Annotated in this window: 22 protein-coding genes and 3 pseudogenes; 15 read left to right on the top strand and 10 right to left on the bottom strand. The window is 59.8% G+C overall.

Going from position 1 to position 19,629, the window contains the following annotated elements:
• Window positions 1–2: 2 nt before the first annotated feature.
• The 6 genes and pseudogenes from sthA to map form a co-directional block, all read right to left on the bottom strand.
• Complete coding sequence (gene sthA / locus CO660_RS10595; RefSeq protein WP_085777991.1) at window positions 3–1,409, bottom strand: Si-specific NAD(P)(+) transhydrogenase; 1,407 nt, start codon at window positions 1,407–1,409, stop codon at window positions 3–5.
• A gap of 117 nt (window positions 1,410–1,526) precedes the next feature.
• Window positions 1,527–1,658: pseudogene (locus CO660_RS10590) on the bottom strand (JAB domain-containing protein); the annotation flags it as partial.
• A 4-nt stretch (window positions 1,659–1,662) separates the two neighbouring features.
• Window positions 1,663–2,850, bottom strand: a complete 1,188-nt coding sequence (locus CO660_RS10585; RefSeq protein ID WP_097598637.1) for an alpha-hydroxy acid oxidase — start codon at window positions 2,848–2,850, stop codon at window positions 1,663–1,665.
• Between the two features lie 259 nt (window positions 2,851–3,109).
• Window positions 3,110–4,471, bottom strand: a complete 1,362-nt coding sequence (locus CO660_RS10580; protein ID WP_097598636.1) for a prenyltransferase — start codon at window positions 4,469–4,471, stop codon at window positions 3,110–3,112.
• Window positions 4,472–4,535: 64 nt separating this feature from the next.
• The gene (gene radC, locus CO660_RS10575; RefSeq protein WP_097598635.1) at window positions 4,536–5,360 is read right to left on the bottom strand and encodes a DNA repair protein RadC; all 825 of its coding nucleotides are present in this window, start codon (window positions 5,358–5,360) and stop codon (window positions 4,536–4,538) included.
• 7 nt (window positions 5,361–5,367) lie between these two features.
• Window positions 5,368–6,204 carry a type I methionyl aminopeptidase gene (gene map, locus CO660_RS10570; protein WP_085777995.1) on the bottom strand — a complete coding sequence of 279 codons (837 nt, stop codon included), beginning with the start codon at window positions 6,202–6,204 and terminating at the stop codon, window positions 5,368–5,370.
• A gap of 237 nt (window positions 6,205–6,441) precedes the next feature.
• On the opposite strand from map, the gene CO660_RS10565 reads away from it, so the two are divergent.
• The 3 genes from CO660_RS10565 to CO660_RS10560 all read left to right on the top strand — a co-directional run bounded on the left by CO660_RS10565 (window position 6,442) and on the right by CO660_RS10560 (window position 7,734).
• Window positions 6,442–7,101, top strand: coding sequence for a TetR/AcrR family transcriptional regulator (locus CO660_RS10565; protein WP_097598634.1), 660 nt, complete (start codon window positions 6,442–6,444; stop codon window positions 7,099–7,101).
• 130 nt (window positions 7,102–7,231) lie between these two features.
• Window positions 7,232–7,405 (top strand): hypothetical protein, encoded by a 174-nt coding sequence (locus CO660_RS33260; protein WP_176536264.1) that lies wholly within the window; start codon window positions 7,232–7,234, stop codon window positions 7,403–7,405.
• Complete coding sequence (locus tag CO660_RS10560; RefSeq protein ID WP_085777997.1) at window positions 7,402–7,734, top strand: DUF6105 family protein; 333 nt, start codon at window positions 7,402–7,404, stop codon at window positions 7,732–7,734. Before CO660_RS33260 ends, CO660_RS10560 begins: the two co-directional genes overlap by 4 nt.
• Here CO660_RS10560 and ruvX read toward each other — a convergent pair.
• Window positions 7,671–8,165 (bottom strand): Holliday junction resolvase RuvX, encoded by a 495-nt coding sequence (gene ruvX / locus CO660_RS10555; protein ID WP_097598633.1) that lies wholly within the window; start codon window positions 8,163–8,165, stop codon window positions 7,671–7,673. The two genes, CO660_RS10560 and ruvX, sit on opposite strands and share 64 nt — an antisense overlap.
• Window positions 8,166–8,278: 113 nt before the next feature.
• Between ruvX and CO660_RS10550 the strand changes: the two genes are divergently transcribed.
• The 6 genes from CO660_RS10550 to CO660_RS33255 all read left to right on the top strand — a co-directional run bounded on the left by CO660_RS10550 (window position 8,279) and on the right by CO660_RS33255 (window position 12,419).
• Window positions 8,279–8,983 carry a metal-dependent hydrolase gene (locus CO660_RS10550; RefSeq protein ID WP_097598632.1) on the top strand — a complete coding sequence of 235 codons (705 nt, stop codon included), beginning with the start codon at window positions 8,279–8,281 and terminating at the stop codon, window positions 8,981–8,983.
• Between the two features lie 69 nt (window positions 8,984–9,052).
• Window positions 9,053–9,340, top strand: a complete 288-nt coding sequence (gatC, locus tag CO660_RS10545) for an Asp-tRNA(Asn)/Glu-tRNA(Gln) amidotransferase subunit GatC (protein ID WP_011425142.1) — start codon at window positions 9,053–9,055, stop codon at window positions 9,338–9,340.
• A gap of 59 nt (window positions 9,341–9,399) precedes the next feature.
• Window positions 9,400–10,881: an Asp-tRNA(Asn)/Glu-tRNA(Gln) amidotransferase subunit GatA gene (gatA, locus tag CO660_RS10540; protein ID WP_097598631.1), complete on the top strand. Its 1,482-nt coding sequence runs from the start codon at window positions 9,400–9,402 to the stop codon at window positions 10,879–10,881.
• Window positions 10,872–11,366, top strand: coding sequence for a GNAT family N-acetyltransferase (locus tag CO660_RS10535; protein WP_097598630.1), 495 nt, complete (start codon window positions 10,872–10,874; stop codon window positions 11,364–11,366). Before gatA ends, CO660_RS10535 begins: the two co-directional genes overlap by 10 nt.
• 26 nt (window positions 11,367–11,392) lie before the next feature.
• Window positions 11,393–11,668 carry a hypothetical protein gene (locus tag CO660_RS10530; RefSeq protein ID WP_097598629.1) on the top strand — a complete coding sequence of 92 codons (276 nt, stop codon included), beginning with the start codon at window positions 11,393–11,395 and terminating at the stop codon, window positions 11,666–11,668.
• 601 nt (window positions 11,669–12,269) lie between these two features.
• The gene (locus tag CO660_RS33255; RefSeq protein ID WP_176536262.1) at window positions 12,270–12,419 is read left to right on the top strand and encodes a hypothetical protein; all 150 of its coding nucleotides are present in this window, start codon (window positions 12,270–12,272) and stop codon (window positions 12,417–12,419) included.
• A gap of 1,107 nt (window positions 12,420–13,526) precedes the next feature.
• On the opposite strand, the gene CO660_RS10520 is transcribed toward CO660_RS33255, so the two are convergent.
• A complete protein-coding gene (locus CO660_RS10520; RefSeq protein WP_097598627.1) occupies window positions 13,527–13,784 on the bottom strand; it encodes a YjhX family toxin in 258 nt (85 codons plus the stop codon).
• Between the two features lie 310 nt (window positions 13,785–14,094).
• Here CO660_RS10520 and CO660_RS10515 point away from each other — a divergent pair, with 310 nt between their 5' ends.
• On the top strand, window positions 14,095–14,604 hold the full coding sequence (locus tag CO660_RS10515; RefSeq protein WP_097598626.1) for a GNAT family N-acetyltransferase: 510 nt from the start codon (window positions 14,095–14,097) through the stop codon (window positions 14,602–14,604).
• Window positions 14,605–14,634: 30 nt separating this feature from the next.
• Here the strand turns inward: CO660_RS10515 and CO660_RS10510 are convergent, their stop codons facing one another.
• Entirely contained in the window at window positions 14,635–14,919 is a 285-nt protein-coding gene (locus CO660_RS10510) for a DUF1294 domain-containing protein (RefSeq protein WP_097598625.1), read from the bottom strand.
• 146 nt (window positions 14,920–15,065) lie between these two features.
• Between CO660_RS10510 and gatB the strand changes: the two genes are divergently transcribed.
• From gatB to CO660_RS10485, 5 genes and pseudogenes are all read left to right on the top strand, one after another.
• Window positions 15,066–16,568, top strand: a complete 1,503-nt coding sequence (gatB, locus tag CO660_RS10505) for an Asp-tRNA(Asn)/Glu-tRNA(Gln) amidotransferase subunit GatB (RefSeq protein WP_097598624.1) — start codon at window positions 15,066–15,068, stop codon at window positions 16,566–16,568.
• A 3-nt stretch (window positions 16,569–16,571) separates the two neighbouring features.
• On the top strand, window positions 16,572–17,075 hold the full coding sequence (locus tag CO660_RS10500; protein ID WP_097598623.1) for a GNAT family N-acetyltransferase: 504 nt from the start codon (window positions 16,572–16,574) through the stop codon (window positions 17,073–17,075).
• A 4-nt stretch (window positions 17,076–17,079) separates the two neighbouring features.
• Window positions 17,080–17,552, top strand: a pseudogene (locus tag CO660_RS10495) (GNAT family N-acetyltransferase).
• Window positions 17,553–17,654: 102 nt separating this feature from the next.
• Window positions 17,655–18,053 (top strand): NADH:ubiquinone oxidoreductase subunit NDUFA12, encoded by a 399-nt coding sequence (locus CO660_RS10490; protein WP_011425152.1) that lies wholly within the window; start codon window positions 17,655–17,657, stop codon window positions 18,051–18,053.
• A gap of 114 nt (window positions 18,054–18,167) precedes the next feature.
• The gene (locus tag CO660_RS10485) at window positions 18,168–18,608 is read left to right on the top strand and encodes a DUF2155 domain-containing protein (RefSeq protein WP_097598622.1); all 441 of its coding nucleotides are present in this window, start codon (window positions 18,168–18,170) and stop codon (window positions 18,606–18,608) included.
• Window positions 18,609–18,679: 71 nt separating this feature from the next.
• On the opposite strand, the pseudogene CO660_RS10480 reads toward CO660_RS10485, so the two are convergent.
• Window positions 18,680–19,605, bottom strand: a pseudogene (locus CO660_RS10480) (DUF2167 domain-containing protein).
• Window positions 19,606–19,629: the final 24 nt, after the last annotated feature.

The raw sequence follows: 19,629 nt of genomic DNA, 5'->3' as shown, positions 1-19,629 counted from the left end.
CTTCAGAGTTCCGACTTGATGTCACCCATCCGGTTCCAGGCGTCGAGGCCGGCGATCTTGTAGGCTTCGGCGAGCGTCGGATAGTTGAAGGTGTTTTCGACGAAATATTCAACCGTGCCTTTCAGATTGAGCACCGCCTGACCGATGTGCACCAGCTCGGTGGCGCCCTCGCCGACGATATGCACGCCGAGCAGTCGGCGGGTCTTCAGCGAGAAGATCAGCTTCAGAAGCCCGGTATCGAGGCCCATGATATGGCCGCGCGAGGTTTCGCGGAAGCGGGCAATGCCGCATTCATAGGCGATGCCGCGCTCCTTCATTTCCTCTTCGGTCAAACCGCAGGTCGAGATCTCCGGCACCGCATAGATGCCGTATGGGAAATATTTCTGCGGCTCCTTGGCGACCGCGCCGATTGCCACACGCGCGGCGATGCGGCCTTGTTCCATCGAGGTCGAGGCAAGGCTCGGAAAGCCGACGACGTCGCCGGCGGCGTAGACGTTGGCAACCGATGTCTGGAAGGTCTCGGGATTGACCTTCAGGCGGCCACGGCTGTCAGCCTCCAGTCCGATGGCCGGAAGGTTCAGCGCGTCGGTCGCTCCCATGCGTCCGGCGGCAAAGAGCACCATGTCGGTCACAAGATGACGGCCGTTGTCGAGCATCAGCTGGACCTTGCCGCTATCCAGCCGCTCGACCTTCTCGGCCTTCGTGCCAAGCAGCAGCTTCATATTGCGGTCACGCAGCTGATAGGTGAAATCCTCGACGATTTCCTTGTCGATGAAGTCGAGCATCGTCGACTTCGGGTCGATCACCGTCACGGCAGTATCAAGGGCCGAGAAGATCGTCGCATATTCGATGCCAATAACGCCGGCGCCGATGACGACCATGGTGCGCGGCAGCTCTTCGATATCAAGCAGTTCGTCGCTGTCGAGCACTGTCTTGCCATCGAATGGCATGTAATCCGGGCGGAAAGGCTTGGTGCCAACGGCAAGGAGAATGCTGGCGCCGCTCACCGTCAGCGCTTCGCCGTCATCCTTGATGACCTGCAAGGTGGTGGAATCGATAAAACTTGCCTTGCCGCGCATATGGTGGACACGGTTGCGGGCGAACTGATGCTCGAGCACTTCCACTTCATGGTTGAGGGTAATCAGCAGGCGGCGACGCAGGTCTTCCGCACTGATCTCCTGTTTGACGCGGTAGGATCGCCCATAGAAGCCGCGCTCGCGCCAGCCGGAGAGATTGAGCGCGGTCTCGCGCAGCGTCTTCGAAGGGATGGTGCCGGTATGGACGGACACGCCGCCGACGCGCTTGCCCTGTTCGATGACAAGCACTTTCTTGCCGAGTTTCGCAGCCTGGATCGCGCCGCGGCGCCCTGCGGGACCGCTACCCACCACAACGAGATCGTACTGAAACATCCTCTAGCCTCGGACTTGAAATGGAATCATTTGCGACAAAAATGTCGCTCTTCTATCGGTAGCCGGTCAATGTTACAGATTGTTTTACGGCTGCCGTTTCAGGCGGACCTGTGCTTTTCAGATCAGCGTCAGCCCTTTCAAGCTCACATGGCCGTCCTTGCCGATGATGATGTGGTCGTCGAGAGTGATATCAAGTGTCTTCGCCGCGTCGATGATCACCTTCGTCATATCGATGTCAGCGCGCGACGGTTGTTCATACGCGAGTGATGTAGTCGGTGGAAATATCGCTCACCCCAATGACCCCGAGCAGCGCCATGTTGCTATGCAGTTCCGTCTTCAGGATATCCGCCGCCCTGAGCACGCCCGGTAGCCCCGCGACGGCTGCAGCATAAAGGAACGGCCTGCCCACGAACACGAAACAGGCGCCAAGCGCGAGGGCCTTTATGATATCCGTTCCACGCCGGATGCCGCCGTCGATCATGACGGCAATGCTGTCTCCGACACGTGCAGCAACCTCCGGGAGGACCTGAAGGGGAGATGCGGTGCCGTCGAGCTGGCGGCCGCCGTGATTGGAGACGATCACGCCATCCGCTCCGGTATCTGCAGCCCGTGCCGCGTCTTCAGGATGCATGATCCCCTTGACCACGAGCTTGCCGGACCACCGCTTGCGTATCCGCTCCAAGTGGCTCCAATTGAGATGGTCACGCTTGCCGAAATCGCGCGTGACGTTCGAAGAGATGATCGGCGCGCCTCTTGTGGCGTAGGAATTTTCGAAATGCGGAATGCCGTGCCGGACGATCGTGCGCAGGAATGTGCCGGTTGTCCAGCGGGGATGCGAGATGCCCTGCCATGCCAAGCGGATTCCGGGACGCAAAGGTGTCGAAAAGCCCGCCCTTACATTATTTTCCCGATTGGGCAGCGTGGCGGTATCCACGGTCAGCAGAAGGGTGGTGAGGCCGGCCGCGGCGACCCGATCGATGAGAGCGTCGATGCGGTCGGGTTCGCCGGGGAGATAGGCCTGAAACCATGCTTGTGGCGAAACCGCCGCGATCTCTTCCAGGGGGATGAGTGACGAACCGCTTATAATCATCGGGATTCCCGATTGGTCCGCTCCTTGCGCGAGCACAATGTCCCCCCGGTAGGCCATCAGCGCGCTGATCCCCATCGGCGCAATGCCGAACGGTGCGGCATAGGTTTTGCCGAAGAGGGTCGTCTCAGTGCCGCGCCCCGAGACGTCCCGAAGTACACGAGGCCGAAAGGCATAGGCCTTGAAGGCCTCTGCGTTATGCCGCAGCGACGCATTGGTCTCGGTCGCGCCGGCGATATAACCGAACAGAGGCTTCGGCAGATGCCGCCGTGCCCTCATTTCAAAGTCATCGAGGCAGAGCGCATCGCGGCAGAGCCGGGTCGATCGATCAGTGTTACCGCTGGAGATCGTCATGAAGCTTTATCTTCTCGGCATTTGCGGGCGGCTATTATTCAGAGTGGCGGCGCAGGATTGCATAGAATCCGCGCCGGCGACCGCTGTCAACTGAAGCTTTCCGCAGTCTTCGCTTGCCTCAGATGCTTGCCTGCGGCCTCCGGGTCGAACGGCAGAATGAGCGTCAGCAGCTGCCGCCGGGAAGAAGCAGCAGAGCGCCGCTGATCGGACCGCCGGTCCAGCGCGCGCTCGGCCGCGACCTTTCCGTGCAGGAATGTCGCTAATTATCCGTCAATAGAGTAAACCGACGTCTGTCGCTCCGCTCGCGCGCCAACTGCCCCGCCGCTGCGCAGAGATCGGGCGCATAGAGCTGGCAAGTTTTTCGCTTTTCGATTCCCCTATCAATCAGATCCAGAAGTCGTGCAGGTGCGATGTCGGGCGGCGCGGCAATGCGACCGGTGACGACGTGTTTTTCCATTTTCTCATGATCGGCGTGATCGATGTCGGGGTTGCGCCAGCAATTTGCGCACATGCTCCTAAAGTTTTCGGTGTGTGAATAGATAATGGCGTCCTCGTCCAATTCCCCGCTTAGATCGATCAGTTGCCCTGCTGTCTCTTGCGTGCCCGCGAAAGCAAAAAACTGGTAGTTCCGGCGCACAAGCGTTGCCAGATGCGGGAAGACCGGGACCTCTTGTTCACCGTAGGTATGATACGTAATCGGAGCGCCGTCCATGAGGACGACATCGCCATAGTCGACGCCGAGACTGCCGAACAGTACGCTGCGAATAATGCCATGACATGGACTTAGACGCTCGATCCATACGGTCTCCTCCTCCCCTGGATCATCCGAGTCCGCCGTCCGCTCAGCAAGAGGCCGCTGGGCAAGTCTCACCTTGCAGGCCGCATACCCGCCTTCCGGTAACCCGAACCGCCCAAGCTCGATCTTCTGACCCATCCGCTTCCACACGTCCAAAGCGGTCTCGGCGTCCCCTGCGCCCGTGGCGCAGATTCCAAGGTTCCACTCGGTGCTGTCGATAACCTCCCGCTGCAAGCTTGCAGCAGCCAGGCCCGCCGCTACGCCTTCTGCGAATCTGCCCCGCGTCTTGTAGAAAAGGCCCAAATTGTATTGATGCGCGCTGTTCCGTGGATCGATTTCCGTCAGTTTCCGGAGACTGTTCTCGGCGATTGCATCCATCTGGCGTGCCATCATTCGCGCCGACGTGGCGAGCCCGCGCAGTATCTGCTCCTGTTCAGGCCGCCCGTCATGAAGCTTGGCTAAGCGGTCCAGCGTCGCGGCCATCGACTGAAATATCGGGTGTTCCGGCGGTGGCGCGTTCAGATCATCGATGTCGCGGACGGATTCCAGGCATAGTCCGATCGCCGAAAGGATATCGATATTGTCTTCGTGGGCATCTGCGATCTCGGAAAGAACGTCTGTTGCGTCTTCTCTTGTGAGGCTTTGTTGGTCAACAATCCATAACAATGCCATCGCGGCCTCAGTCTGGTGACGCTGGGCTTTTCGAAATGGTTGGATCTTCTGCCATGCCGCCGACGTGCGGCCCGCCTGTCCTTCTGCAACGACGTCACGCGCTATCGCGTCGATCTCATCGGAAGTGAGAACCGCATTGGGACCATTCGACATGTCGTCTCCGTGGAGGGCTTCGGGGCGGGCGATGGTTATGTAGTCACGTCTCAAGGCGGCGGGATTACATCAACTTCAGCCCCTTCAGGCTGACATGGCCGTCCTTGCCGATGATGATGTGGTCGTGGACGGTGATGTCGAGCGCTTTGGCTGCCTCGACGATCACCTTCGTCATGTCGATATCGGCGCGCGAGGGCGTCGGATCGCCGGAGGGGTGGTTGTGCACGAGGATGATCGCCGTCGCCGAAAGCTCAAGCGCGCGTTTGACCACCTCGCGCGGATAGACCGGCGTATGGTCGACCGTGCCGCGGCCCTGCACCTCATCAGCGATCAGCACATTGCGCTTGTCGAGGAAGAGAATGCGGAATTGTTCTCGTGTTTCATGCGCCATGGCGGCATGGCAGTACTGGATGACCGAGGACCAGGAGGAGAGAACCTGCTTGCTTCTGATCTCGCTCTTCAGGGTCCGGTGAGCGACGGTGGCGATCAGTTTCAGGTCGAGGGCGACATTCTCGCCGACGCCCTTCACCTCCGTCAGTAGCGCCGCCGGCGCGCCAAAGACGCCGGCGAGAGAGCCGAATCGTTCGATGAGCGCCTTGGCGATCGGCTTGGTGTCGCGTCGCGGGATCAGCCGGAAAAGTAGGAGTTCGAGGATTTCGTAATCGGCAAGCGCCGTATCGCCCAGTTCGCGGAAGCGGTCACGCAGCCGCTCGCGATGACCATGATAATGTTCCGGCCCGGAAAGCGAGGCGGGTAGGGCGGTCCGGGCGTTCGGCGCGGCTGGTTTTCGCGGCCGGCCGCCGAAGAACGAGCGTTCGTCGACAACAGGCTCTTCAGTCTCGAAAGGCAGCTTGTCGTCGGAAGATGTCGCAACAGGCCGCTTCGCCATCAGATCTTTACCTGGCAAGCGGCGGCAGTCCGGGCCGGTCGAGGCCACCCGGTGACAGCGTAAAGATTTCGCAGCCCTCGGCGGTGACGCCGACCGTGTGTTCATACTGCGCCGAAAGCGAGCGGTCGCGGGTCACGGCCGTCCAGCCGTCGGCAAGCACCTTCACATGCGGCCGGCCGAGATTGATCATCGGCTCGATGGTGAAGATCATGCCTTCGCGCAGCTCCGGTCCTTCATTGGCGCGGCCATAATGCAGGATATTCGGCGAATCGTGGAACAGCCGGCCGACGCCGTGGCCGCAGAAATCACGCACCACCGAACAGCGCTCGGCCTCCGCATAGGTCTGGATCGCCTCGCCGATCGCGCCGGTGCGGGCGCCGGGCCTGACGGCCGATATGCCGCGCATCAGAGATTCATAGGTCACCTCGAGCAGCCGCTCGGCTGCCCGCTTGATCGTGCCGACCGGATACATGCGGCTCGAATCGCCATGCCAGCCGTCGAGCACGAAGGTAACGTCGATATTGACGATATCGCCTTCGCGCAGCGGCTTGTCGTTAGGAATGCCGTGGCAGACGACGTGGTTGATCGAGGTGCAGGTGGATTTGGTGTAGCCGCGATAATTCAGCGTCGCAGGAAAGGCGCCGTGATCCATGCCGAAATCGAATACGAATCGGTCGATCTCGTCGGTAAGGAGGCCGGGCCTGACGATATCGGCGAGTGCATCGAGGCAGCGCGCGGTCAGCTGGCACGCCCTGCGCATGCCTTCAAATGCCTGCGCATCGTAAAGCCGGATGGCGCCCGTATTCTTCGGCGGCGCGGAGGAGGCTTCGATATAATTCACCATTGCAGGGCCTTAGCGGAGATTGTTAGATTTGTTCATAATGCAGCTATGCCGGGTTCGTCTATTGCGATCAACCGTCGGGACGAGATTTCTAGAAGGTTTCGATCCGCCTTCCGCAGCCATTCGGCGCCGAATTCTGAGTGCCGGAGGAAATATCCACAATCATCCCAAGGGGATAGGATTGATCGAATAAGGTCTCCCCGCTACTCACCGATTGGTGACAGTGGGGAAGGGTCGGTCGTGCTGAATGAAGCTGAAAATTTTGATAATTCGCCCGGGGTCGGCGCGGAGCCGGAACGGCGCGTGCGCGATCGCGGCGCCACCGAGCGCGCCATCCTTGCCGCCGCCAAGGGCCTGCTGGCGGAGGAGGGCTTCCAGAATTTCGGCATCAATGCGGTCGCCCGCCGCGCCGGCTGCGACAAGCAGCTGATCTACCGCTACTATGGCGGACTTGACGGTCTGGTCGAGGCGATCGGCGCGGATCTCGGCACGTGGGTGAGGGATCGCATTCCGGAAGATGCCGGCGGCATGTTCATGCTCACCTATGGCGATCTGATGGAGCGGCTGGCGCTTCTCCTGCTCGACGCCTTGAGAAATGATCCGCTGATGCGCCGCATCCTCGCCTGGGAAGTATCGGAACATACCGAGCAGGTGAGGCGGCTGTCCGAGGCCCGTTCGAAGGCTCTCGCCCTTTGGCTGGATCGCATGCGCGGTTCGCTGGCGCCGCCGAAGGGCGTGGATGCGGCAGCCGTCAATGCCGTCGTGATCGCGGCGATTCAGTACCTCGTGCTTTCCGGCGCAGCCGGCGGCCAGTGTGCAGGCCTGTCGCTGAAGACGTCGAAGGACTGGGAGAAGGCCGCGACGGCACTGAAGCGTCTCGTGCGCGGCGTCTACGGCTGACCCCATTCATCCACAGGGAGGCGGCGCGGCGTTAACCTTAACGAATGGTTTACGTTGCGTGGGGCTGGTTAACCGGACAGTGTGGCGGGGAGCAGAGATGATACGAGTGAGAACCTGCGAGTTGACGCCCATGGGAAGCAAGATCGCGAAAGCCGCAATTCTGGTGACGGCAATGATGTTCTTCGCAATCCTGGCGCTCGATATCGCAATTCCCACGCTGGTGCTTTGCATCATGGCGTTGTCGACCTGGCTGGTTTCCCTCGATCTGCCCATCGCCCGCAAGCAGGGAGGAGAAGCCGCATGAAGTGGTTTCTAGTCTTCTGGGCCGGTCCTATCGTCTTTCTGGGCGCATGGTACTGGCTCTCCTATTACGACATGAATTTCGGCATCTTCATGCTGACACGGCAGGTCCATGACCTGACTTTCGCGATTTATGGCGAAGCCCTCGGCATTCCGCCGGAAACCATTCCGCCGCTCGTTGCTCGCGCCATTGCGGTGGACAGTCTCATCGTCTTCGCCATCCTCGGCTTCAGAAAGCGGAAGTTGATCGCCGCCTGGTGGAAGGCGCGTCAGGCGCTGGATTCGTCTCCCGCAGACCTTGCGAGCGAGGACAGCCTGTCGAGGGCCCCCTGAAGGATGAAGCTTGCCGCGGCCGAATCGATCCGTTCGGCTCGCTTGGCGCGTGAGACGTCCATTTCGATGAGCGTCCGTTCGGCCGCGACCGTCGAAAGCCGTTCGTCCCAATAGACGAAGGGCAGCACCGTTTTCTGCTCCATGTTACGCACGAAGGCGCGCGTCGCCTGCACGCGCGGCCCCGCCGATCCGTCCATATTCATCGGCAGGCCGATGATAAAACCGGCAACCTTTTCCACCGCCGCGAAGTCCAGCAGCGCCTGCGCATCGACGGTGAACTTGACGCGGCGGATCACCGGACGTGGCGTGGCGAAACGCCGGCCGAGATCGGACATCGAAAGGCCGATCGTTTTGGTGCCGAGGTCGAGACCGGCGATCGCCTGCCCGGGAGCAAGGATTTCAGCCATTTGCTCGATCGTCAGCACCGTCATTGCCGTTTCATCCCGTCAAAAGAAATTGAAGCCGCCGCCGCTTTCCTTTGCCGGGGCGTGAGATATGTCCTTACCATCGAAATCAGATTTTGCATCACGTAAGGAGAGATTTCATGAAGATCACCTGGCTCGGCCATTCCGCCTTCCGCATTGAGACCTCAAAGGCGAAGATCCTGCTCGATCCCTTCCTCAGCCACAACGCCTCCTTTTCCGGCCAGGACATCAAGGATGTGTCCGCAGGCATCACCCATATCCTGCTGACCCATGGCCATGGCGACCATGTCGGCGACACCGTGGCGCTTGCCAAGGAAACGGGTGCGGTCGTGCTCGCCAATGCCGATCTTGCCGCCTGGCTCGGCTCCAAGGGCGTCGACAGGATCGAGATGGGCAATACCGGCGGCACGGTCACGTTCGGCGGCTTCTCCGCGACCTTCACCAATGCGCTGCATTCCTCGGCCCAGATCACCGAGGACGGCGTCTCGCATGCGCTCGGCAACGCCAATGGTCTGATGCTGCACTTCGACGACGAAGCCTCGATCTTCGCCATGGGCGACACCGACATCTTCTCCGACATGGCGCTGATCAACGAACTGCACCAGCCCGATATCGGCTTCGTGCCGATCGGCGACCGCTTCACCATGGGCGGCGCGGTGGCGGCACTCGCCTGCCAGCGCTATTTCAGCTTCAAGACCGCGATCCCCTGCCATTACGGTACATTCCCGATCATCGACCAGACGGCCGATAAATTCGTCGCCGGCATGGAGGGATCGAAGACTGAGGCGAGGGCGCTGAAGCCTGCCGAGAGCCTGTCGATCTGACGAAACCCCGTTGCACCGGGCGGACATGGCCTTTATAGCGGGTGGGAAAAATCCTATCCGGAGAATGCCATGTCCGTCGATCTTGCCACCGTGAAGCGCGTCGCCAAACTTGCCCGTATTGCCGTCTCCGAAGATGAGGCAAATCGCATGGTCGGCGAGTTGAACGGCATCCTCGGCTTCGTCGAGCAGCTCTCCGAAGTCAATGTCGATGGCGTCGAGGCGATGACGTCGGTGACGCCGATGGCGATGAAAAAGCGGGCCGACGAGGTGACCGACGGCAACAAGGCCGCCGATATCGTCGCCAATGCGCCGGTCACCGACCATAATTTTTTCCTGGTGCCGAAAGTCGTCGAATAAGGCGTCGAAAGCCTCTTTCCGACCCTGTTGCCATTTTCAAGACCTGAAGCGAAAACACGATGAGCGAACTCACCAGCCTGACCATTGCCGAAGCCCGCGAGAAGCTGCGCGCCAAGGAAATCACCGCGCTCGAACTGACCGAAGCCTATATCGCGGCAATCGACGCGGCCAACGACCGGCTGAACGCCTATGTCAAGGTGACGCCGGATCTCGCCCGCCTCATGGCCAGGAAGTCCGACGAGCGGATTGCCGCCGGCACGGCGGGCGAGCTCGAAGGCATTCCGCTCGGCATCAAGGATCTGTTCGCAACCGTTGGCGTCCACACCCAGGCCTGCAGCCATATCCTCGATCGTTTCGAGCCGCGTTATGAATCGACCGTCACGCAGAACCTCTGGGACGATGGCGCCGTCATGCTCGGCAAGCTGAACATGGACGAGTTCGCCATGGGCTCGTCCAACGAGACGTCCTATTACGGCCCGGTGATCAATCCCTGGCGTGCGTCGGGCTCCAACCAGCAACTCGTTCCCGGCGGCTCCTCCGGCGGCTCGGCCGCTGCAGTTGCCGCCCATCTTTGCGCCGGCGCCACCGCGACCGATACCGGCGGCTCGATCCGCCAGCCGGCCGCCTTCACCGGCACCGTCGGCATCAAGCCGACCTATGGCCGCTGCTCGCGCTGGGGCACCGTCGCCTTTGCCTCCTCGCTCGACCAGGCAGGCCCGATCGCCCGTGATGTGCGCGATGCCGCTATCCTGCTGAAGTCGATGGCAAGCGTCGACGCCAAGGACACCACGTCTGTTGATCTGCCGGTGCCTGATTATGAGTCCGTCCTCGGCCAGTCGCTGAAGGGCATGAAGATCGGCATTCCGAATGAATACCGCGTCGACGGCATGCCTGAGGAGATTGAGACCCTCTGGCGCCAGGGCATCGCCTGGCTGAAGGATGCCGGCGCCGAGATCGTCGATATCTCCCTGCCGCACACCAAATACGCGCTTCCGGCCTATTACATCGTCGCGCCTGCCGAGGCGTCCTCGAACCTCGCGCGATACGACGGCGTGCGCTACGGCCTGCGCGTCGACGGCAAGGATATTGTCGATATGTACGAAAAGACGCGCGCCGCCGGCTTCGGCCAGGAAGTCAAGCGCCGCATCATGATCGGCACCTACGTGCTGTCGGCCGGCTATTACGACGCCTATTACATCCGCGCCCAGAAGGTCCGCACGCTGATCAAGCGCGATTTCGAACTGGCCTTCGATGCCGGCGTCGACGCCATCCTCACCCCGGCAACGCCGTCCTCCGCCTTCGGCGTCGCCGACGAAAACCTCGCGGCCGATCCGGTGAAGATGTACCTGAACGACATCTTCACGGTGACGGTCAACATGGCGGGCCTGCCCGGCATCGCCGTGCCTGCCGGCCTCGACCATAAGGGCCTGCCGCTCGGCCTGCAGCTCATCGGCAAGGCCTTCGACGAGGAGACCCTCTTCAAGACCGCCTACGTTATCGAGCAGGCCGCCGGCAAATTTACGCCGGCCAAGTGGTGGTAACGGGTCTCACGATCCGAAAGATGACGTCCGCCGACCACGAAACGGTCGGCGCCGTCGGCTTCGCCGCATGGGCCGCAGCCGACGCCTTCGACGAGAGTTATCGCGACCCCGCTGTGATTGCTAAAATCAGGCAAGAGTTCACTGTTTTTCCGCGAGAGACAAAAGGTGAGATCTTCGTTGCCGAACTCGACGCGGAGATCGTCGGCTGGATTGCTCGTGAAGGCCAACCCAACTATGTGTCCGATCTCTGGGTGCATCCCCATCATCAGGGCAAGGGTGTGGGCGAAGCTCTGCTGTCGTATCTGTGCGAGCTGATGACGGCCGAAGGACTGACGACCGCCCGGATCGACACCCATGCCAGGAACCTGGGCGCGATCCGGCTTTACAAACGCTGCGGTTTCACCATCATCTGGCACGGTATCGAATTCTCCAGGAGCATGGGCGTCCCGCTCGAAAAGGTGCATCTGGAGAAGCAGCTAGGCTGAGCAACAGCCGAAACTGGGAGGGCTTCATGGCAGGCAATGATCTTATGCGCCTGATCGATGCAATCGATCGCCTTGCTGCCGGCGGCTTCGCCATCGGCGCTGATTGGCAGGCGGTTCACGATATCTGTCAGCGCCACGAAGGCGAACAGCCGTTCGACTGGGGCCACGCCCTCTGCCATCGCATCGAGGGCGACGACTGGAACGCCGACTACTGGTATCGCCGCGCCGGTAAGACCCGCAGAACGGGCACGATGGCCGACGAGTGGGCGGCGATGCGGGCGGAACTATCTGCCAAGGCTTGAGGTTTGCCCCGACCGTGCCGGTTTAAGGCGCGGTCAGAGTGAGTTGGTCGCCGACCTATCTATTGTCCAGCTGCGACCTGACAGCCCCGGCCGCGATGGGCTCCTTGTCTCCCGCGTTAAAGGATGCGCTGCAGCCGACAGTCTTCAACCTGCCAAGGCTGTTGTGCAAATTCTTTTGAGAAGTACGGTTTGGCCAGAAATGCTGGATTGACGAACGTGATTAACAGCATCTCAACAGCATATGCTGGAGCAAAGCAACGTGGGCCGATCTGTTGAAACAAGTTGGCTATCCGGGGTACTAAAATGGCGACGCTGAGAATCGGCGATATTATCGAGATCAACACCGCGAGAGGACTAGCTTATCCGCATTAAGCATAAGCAATATGGTGCGTTGCTTCGGGTGTTTAGGAAACTTTTTTGATAGACGGCCGGACAGTTTTGCCGATTTAGTAAACAGCCGGCCAGTGTTTATGTGTTTCTTTCCGCTAAGCGCATCGGTTGATCGAGGTATTGTGTCAACAATGTGCCGCTGCCATCTGAAGCCACGAAATTCCCGACGTTCCGTGCCGGTGTTGTAGACCCGGCTACGCGGAAGGTGGGCGTGTGGTGGCTGTGGGATGGTGAAAAGGAATGGCGGATTGGGCAGTTATCTGCTGAACAGCATCAGCTGTCGATTCGTGGGGTGTGGAACGATACGTTGTTGGTCGAGCGGATTGAATTTGGTTGGACGCCGGAAATAGATTCGGCGTGACATAGAGCTTTCATCCCTGGGGCGCGACTCTTTCGGAAACATTGTCGGTTCGAGGTGAAAACATCAATGTCTGATACGGTGAAGCTTGATCGTAGCCAAGGTTCTGAAAAATATTTCTGTAATACAATTTGGTGGCGCTTCGAAATTCGGCCCAGTTAACAGTGTTGCTTGCAAAACCATGTGTGATGGCTGTGCTCCAGTCGATGCGCCAAGCGCCGTTCTTCGTCCTCTCTTATCTGAGAGCAAGATACTGTTCGACGAGATTGTGAAGTGATGGGAGCAGCGCCTGAATGTTTCTAAAAGAAATCACATCTGCGCTAGACGAAAAAATGGCGCAGATAGGCTTCATCAAAGTGTCAAAATTCTTGTATTGCCATTAGCAATGATGGCGAGGCAGAGAGTTTTGTCGAGTGGAATTTATTTGGGCGACCCGTCAACAATTTCGCATGTGACTTTGGACTGCGGAACATTGCCGCGTTTAGTTTTGCAGAAAAGTGCTTGAAACTCTACGGCGGGAGAAACAGTCGGATGGAGGGCCGATTTAATGAGCGGTGCCAATTGGGACAATACTACTCATGGGGAGAACGGTCATCGCTGCGGTTGAGTGACCACGGGGGGAATTTGAAGTTAGTGCTTGAGAAGGCTCAAGCCGACATTCGCCGCTTCGACCGAGAGGTGGGAGGGTTTTTGATCTCGAAGGACAAGCTTTGCGATCTTCTGATAAGTGATTACAAATGGATGCCGTGGGACTGGTGTAATGGCGCGGCAAGGGCCGCGGAATATGCCTACCTCGCTTCAAGCATCGGCGGCACAAGCGCAGGCGTAATACGTGCTGCTCTTAAGCCGTACGAGAATGTAAACATAAGATCCGGCCTAGATCGCTCTGTTGAAGTTCGCGAGTATTTGGATAACGTATTCCGGGACTTGGGCGCGATATCACGTGATTAAATGGTATCGCGAAGTCTAGTCTTGAATATACTGGCACCCCGCAAGCGGCGCTGATGGAACAAGATAGATATTCGGGTGACTTTGCCCCGTTCGAATTCCAATTCAAAGCTGAGCCCTGAGCGCGCAGGTTTGATGCGCGACCAGGGTTGGTTGCCCGACCTATCTATTGTCCAGCTGCGACCTCACCAGCCTCAACCCTCGTTCGGAAATCCGGTAGGGCTGGCCGCCTGAGGACTTGATCGCCCTCAGCCGCTTCAGTCTGCGGAAGAGATCGAGGTCGACGCCGGGATAGAGCCAGCCGTCGCGGGTGAAACAACTGACGTTTTCGATCTTTCTGTAGTCGTCGCGGGTAATTTCGATGCGGCCGCCTTGGGCCATGAGATGCAGGATGCGCTGCTCCGTGCGGGAAATGTCCATGTTGTGAGATCCGGTATCGCGCCGTAGGGGCGCACAAAAACGATCTGGCGCTCATTCGAACGCCAGGGTTTCGTTTTTTCGGGCCCATGCGCGCAAGACAACTTGCGGGCAGGGCCTTTACAGGGCCTCAGGCAGGCTCAACATAAAACACCTCGATAAGATCTATTATTCAGCCCCGAAAAAGCGGTCAAGAGCATCCCTGTCGGTGAAATCCGGTCGAAAACCTTGGTTTCGGTTGATCCTCCCTTTGCAGCTACTGGTAAATTCCGCGACTCAGTGCTCTAGTTGGAGGGGTAACGCGGAGGTGTCGTTGATCCACATTCGCAATGCCCGCGACGGGGAAGCGGAACTGTTGAGCGAGATCGGGCTCAGGGCCTGGCAAAAGGCGATGGCGTCGATTGGCGAATCGGATGCGATGATCGACGCGGCGCGCAACGCCTTTCGCAACTTCGTGGAGAACGACTGGCTGACAATCACCGTCATCGAGCAGAACGGCCAGGTCGCAGGCTGGGCTGCACGCGAGGGATTGGACGAAACCATCTCGGATTTCTGGATCGATCCCGTCTTCACCCGGCAGGGACTCGGCTCAGCCCTTCTCGAACGCATCGAGAAGGATATCGCCGGCCGAGGCTTCGAGACGGCGGCGGTGCAGACCCATTCCGGCAATAGCGAGGCAATCGGCTTTTTTCGGAAGCATGGTTATGGCGTCCACTGGCTGTCGGTCGCCTATAATCCGAAGCTTGACCGCGACGTGCCCTCTGTCGGGCTGACGAAGCCGCTGGTTTCGGACAGCCAAGGCGGCTATGGGCAGGAATTCTGACGTTTAAAAATCCAGATGAAGGTGAGGGGCCTATAGCGGCGCGAAGGCCAGCATCATGACCAAGGCGCCGTGAAGGATCAGGATCGCCGCCAGGATCGACCGGAACGGCTCCTTTCTCGTCTTGTGGCGCAGGATCCGCTGTGCCGCCACCGCACCGAGGCTGCCGCCGATCATCGCAAGAGTCAGAAGCGTGCGCTCGCTGATGCGCCACCCGCCATTGCGCGCCGCCTGCTTGTCGAGGAAATAGATCGAAAAGACGATGAGGTTCAGCGCCAGAAACAGTGCGGCCATTTTTGTGATGTCGGTCATCGTCATGCGGCTACACTGCCATCCCTCGGTTAACCCGCGGCAAATGTCGCCGCCCTGCGTCAAACCGCGGTGCGCGATGGGGAAAGCCTTGCACCGGAATGCCATTTCCTTTACCTCACCAGTGGAAAAGAACAGCCTGCAAAGAGCATCAGATGACCATTGTCGACGTCCGCACGCCCGATCCGAAACGCTTCATTCCCGGCGCCACCGGCGACTGGGAAGTCATCGTCGGCATGGAAGTCCATGCCCAGGTGCTGTCCAATTCGAAGCTCTTCTCCGGCGCTTCGACGGAATTCGGCAAGCCACAGAATTCGAACGTATCGCTGGTCGATGCCGCCATGCCCGGCATGCTGCCCGTCATCAACGAGGAATGCGTCAAGCAGGCCGTCCGCACCGGTCTCGGCCTCAAAGCTGAGATCAACAAGCGTTCGGTCTTCGACCGCAAGAACTATTTCTACCCCGACCTGCCGCAGGGCTATCAGATCTCGCAGTACAAGGATCCGATCGTCGGCGAGGGCAAGATCGTCATTTCGCTCGGGCCGGATCGTCAGGGCCAGTTCGAGGACATCGAGATCGGCATCGAGCGCCTGCACCTGGAGCAGGATGCCGGCAAGTCGATGCACGACCAGCACGCGACCATGTCCTACGTCGACCTCAACCGGTCCGGCGTGGCGCTGATGGAGATCGTCTCCAAACCCGATATGCGCTCGTCCGACGAAGCCAAGGCCTATATGACCAAGCTGCGTTCGATCGTGCGTTATCTCGGCACCTGCGACGGCAACATGGACGAAGGCTCGATGCGCGCCGACGTCAACGTCTCCGTCCGCCGTCCCGGCGAGCCCTTCGGCACGCGCTGCGAAATCAAGAACGTCAACTCGATCCGTTTCATCGGCCAGGCGATCGAATATGAAGCGCGCCGCCAGATCGGCATTCTGGAAGACGGTGGTACGATCGATCAGGAGACGCGCCTCTTCGATCCGAACAAGGGCGAGACGCGTTCCATGCGATCCAAGGAAGACGCGCATGATTATCGCTACTTCCCCGACCCGGATCTGTTGCCGCTCGAATTCGACGACGCCTTCATCAAGGCGCTCGAAGCCGATCTGCCGGAGCTGCCCGACGACAAGAAGGAGCGCTTCGTGCGTGAACTCGGCCTGTCGGTCTACGATGCTTCGGTGCTCGTTTCCGAAAAGGCGATCGCCGATTATTTCGAGGCCGTGGCCGCCGGCCGCGACGGCAAGACGGCGGCAAACTGGGTGATCAACGACCTGCTCGGCGCGCTCAACCGTACCGGCAAGGACATCGAACAGACGCCGGTGTCGCCGGCCCAGCTCGGCGCCATCATCGACCTCATCAAGGCTGGGACCATCTCCGGCAAGATCGCCAAGGATCTCTTCGAGATCGTGCTGACTGAAGGCGGCGATCCCGCCGAGATCGTCGAATCACGCGGCATGAAGCAGGTGACGGATACCGGCGCCATCGAAAAGGCCGTGGACGAGATCATCGCCGCCAATCCCGAACAGGTCGAAAAGGTCAAGGCGAAGCCGACCATGGCGGCATGGTTCGTCGGCCAGGTGATGAAGGCGACCGGCGGCAAGGCCAATCCGCAGGCGGTCCAGGCGCTCGTCAAGGCGAAGCTCGGAATCGAGGAATAAGCGGTGTATTTCGTCCGCACCGCCGGCGAGCGCGACCTCGAGAAGGTCCGCGCTCTTCTGGTGGAGAGCTTTCACGCCACCTATGACAAGCTCCACGGCACAACAAAGGTGAACGATCTGATCGCCCATCTCTTTACGCCGGCAGCGCTCAAGGCGCGGCTGGTGCGCAGGGATGCCGAGTTCCTCGTCGCCGATAATGGCAGCAACATCGGCGGCGTGGGTTATGCAGCGATGTCGCAGGCGCTGACGAAGACGGTCATGTTGCATCTCCTCTACGTCAGCCCGTCGCTGAAGCGCCAGGGCATCGGCCGCGATATCTTCGCCGAGCTCGAATCCTGCTTTCCGGATGCCGAGATCATGCGTCTGGAAGTCGAGCCGCAGAATGCGGCGGCGATCGCCTTCTACCAGGCGCATGGTTTCACCGAAGCCGGCCGCAATGAGAACAGCGCGCCCGGACAATCCGGCATTCCCTCGCTGATTTTCGAAAAACCGCTCGAAGGGCATTGAGACCGTGGCGGCCGAATTGTCCGATACTCTCATTCGCGAAGCGCGCAGGGACGATCTGTCGGCGCTTGTGGCGCTGTTTGCTGCCGATGCTCTCGGCGGTCACGGCGATACAACGGATGCCGAGGCTTTTGCCGATTATGCCAGGGCCTTCGCGGTCATCGACGCTTCGCCCGACCAGACGCTTTATGTCGCAGAGCGCGGCCGCGAAATCGTCGGCACGTTCCAGACGATGCTCACCACCTCGCTGACGGGCCGCGGTTCTTCGACGATGATCATCGAGGCGGTGCAGACGCGGCCGACATGCGCGGGCAGGGCATCGGCACTGGAATGATCGAATTCGCCGTTGCCGAGGCAAAAAGCCGCGGCGTGCGGCTGGTACAGCTGACCTCGAACGCCATACGCAAGGATGCCCATCGTTTCTATGAAAGGCTTGGCTTCAAGCCTTCGCATATCGGCTTCAAGATGGCCTTGAAATGACCCCTGCCTCTCGTGGAATCGCTGGACAATTCGGCTTGGCGACGGCATAAGCGGGGAGCTAAATTCTGGTTTGGCCCGCACTGGCGGGCACAAGGAAAAGACATGCGGAATCTTCTGGTTCAAATCTTCACCTGGTGGAACAGTCAGACGATAGGCACGCGTTTTGCGACCTGGCGTTTTGGCAAGCGCGTCGGCGAGGATGAATTCGGCAACGTCTATTATGAAGGCGGCATGTCTTCCTATGGCCTGCCGAAGCGCTGGGTGATCTACAAGGGTTATGCCGAAGCCTCCGCCATTCCGCCGGGCTGGCATGGTTGGATGCATCATCGCACCGATGTTCCGCCGTCCAAGGAAAACTATGTCGCCAAGGAATGGCAGAAGGCGCATCGTCCGAACCTCACCGGTTCGCCGCAGGCTTACCGTCCGCCGGGCTCGCTCGCGGTTCCCGGCGAGCGGCCGCGCGTCACCGGCGATTACGACGCCTGGACGCCCGGCAACTGAGACGGCTCGACCGGGCGATCGCAAGCCCGGCTTTTGGCCACAATTGACCTTTACCCGCAGGTTGGCCGCGCTGGATCGCGGCCGTGAACCGAAAATGTCTGGAGACGGGTGCATATGAAGCTCTTCACGCGGAACATGGTCCTGCGTGGCGCCGGATCGCTGCTGGCGCTCTCGGCTCTGCTTCCACCGGGTGCGGCGCATGCCGCACGCATCGACAATCCGGTTGCCGTGTTCTCCGGCCTCGACAAGATCACCGGCCGCATCACGACGTTCGATGTCTATGTCAATGAGACGGTACAGTTCGGCGCCCTGCAGGTGACGCCGAAAGCCTGCTATTCGCGCGACCAGGCTGAAGCGCAGAAGATCGACGGTTTCGTCGAGGTCGACGAAATTACCCTGGACCGCAAGATCCGCCGCATCTTCACCGGCTGGATGTTCGCCGACAGTCCCGGCCTCAACGCCGTAGAGCACCCGATCTACGACGTCTGGCTGAAGGACTGCAAGACAAGCTCAGACGTCCCGGCACCTGACAGCGCCAAGGCGCCGGCCCGCTGATTGATATCAGCTGGGACAGACGCCGAAAAAGCTTCACAATTTCGGCGCCGTCCCCTGGTTAGGCGGCGAGCCTATGCCGTGGGTGTCTTGTTTCGCGTGAAAAGACCTTTGGCAAACCGAAGCGCACCGCCAAGCACGACGACAATAAGGATGCCGGCTTTTTTGAGGAAGGCGGCGGCAAGCGCCAGTAGCCCTACCTTTGCGGCGATCTTGGCGCCAGCACCCGCAGCGATCATCCCGGCCATTCCGTAGGCGGCGATCTTGTCGCCTTCGACGAAGTCGGTATAGGCCATTCCCTTGTCGAACTGCACGAGCGTCGTGACGGTCGGAATGACCTGCTCGATCTCCTTCAACTGATTCAGGCCGGCAACGAAATCGAACTCGAATACGCCCTGGCGACCAAGAACGCGTACCGAATAGTTAAGGGTATGCGGGGCTTGCGCATCATCGCCGAACAGCAAATCGCGCGCCCAATGCATCGCATGCGCAGATTTGTCGTAATGCGGCGTCGAGGCCCAGCCGACAAGCGTAATCTTTTTAAAACCCTGCTTTTCGCGCTCGACGTTATTTTCCCTGATCGAATCCTTGATGTTCTGCAGCAATTCATCGTAATCGGTCGTGGCGGCGTCGGCGTCTGAGACATAACCGTCGGCGCTGTATTCGACGATGGAACCCCGGGCCCCGATATCGGTCGGCGCGTATTTCGCCGGGAAGATCATTCCCATCGTTCCCTCCGCCGCCTGCGGCGGATTTCCCCAATATCGACCAGCACCTTCTTCGTGTCTGCGGAATTGAGATAGTAGAAGCCTTCGGGCATGTTCAGCGTCGCCTTTGCAGCGGGCAGCTTGATCGCACCCTGCTGAAAATCGAGCTTTTGCAGCAGTGGTTTTTCTGCATCCGAAAAAGCCCTGCCAGGAAACATCTCCTGGTACGGGCGTGCTTCGGCCTGACCCGCAAACAAGGCAAAAAGGAGTGTGGCCGCATAATATCGTTTCAAAATTCTATCCCCCGTTTTATGGCC

Origin of the sequence: Rhizobium sp. L9 (genome assembly GCF_002531885.1) — a bacterium.
Classification (GTDB): domain Bacteria; phylum Pseudomonadota; class Alphaproteobacteria; order Rhizobiales; family Rhizobiaceae; genus Rhizobium.
Note: the sequence above shows the minus strand (reverse complement) of the source record. Positions and strands in the feature narration are given on the sequence as shown.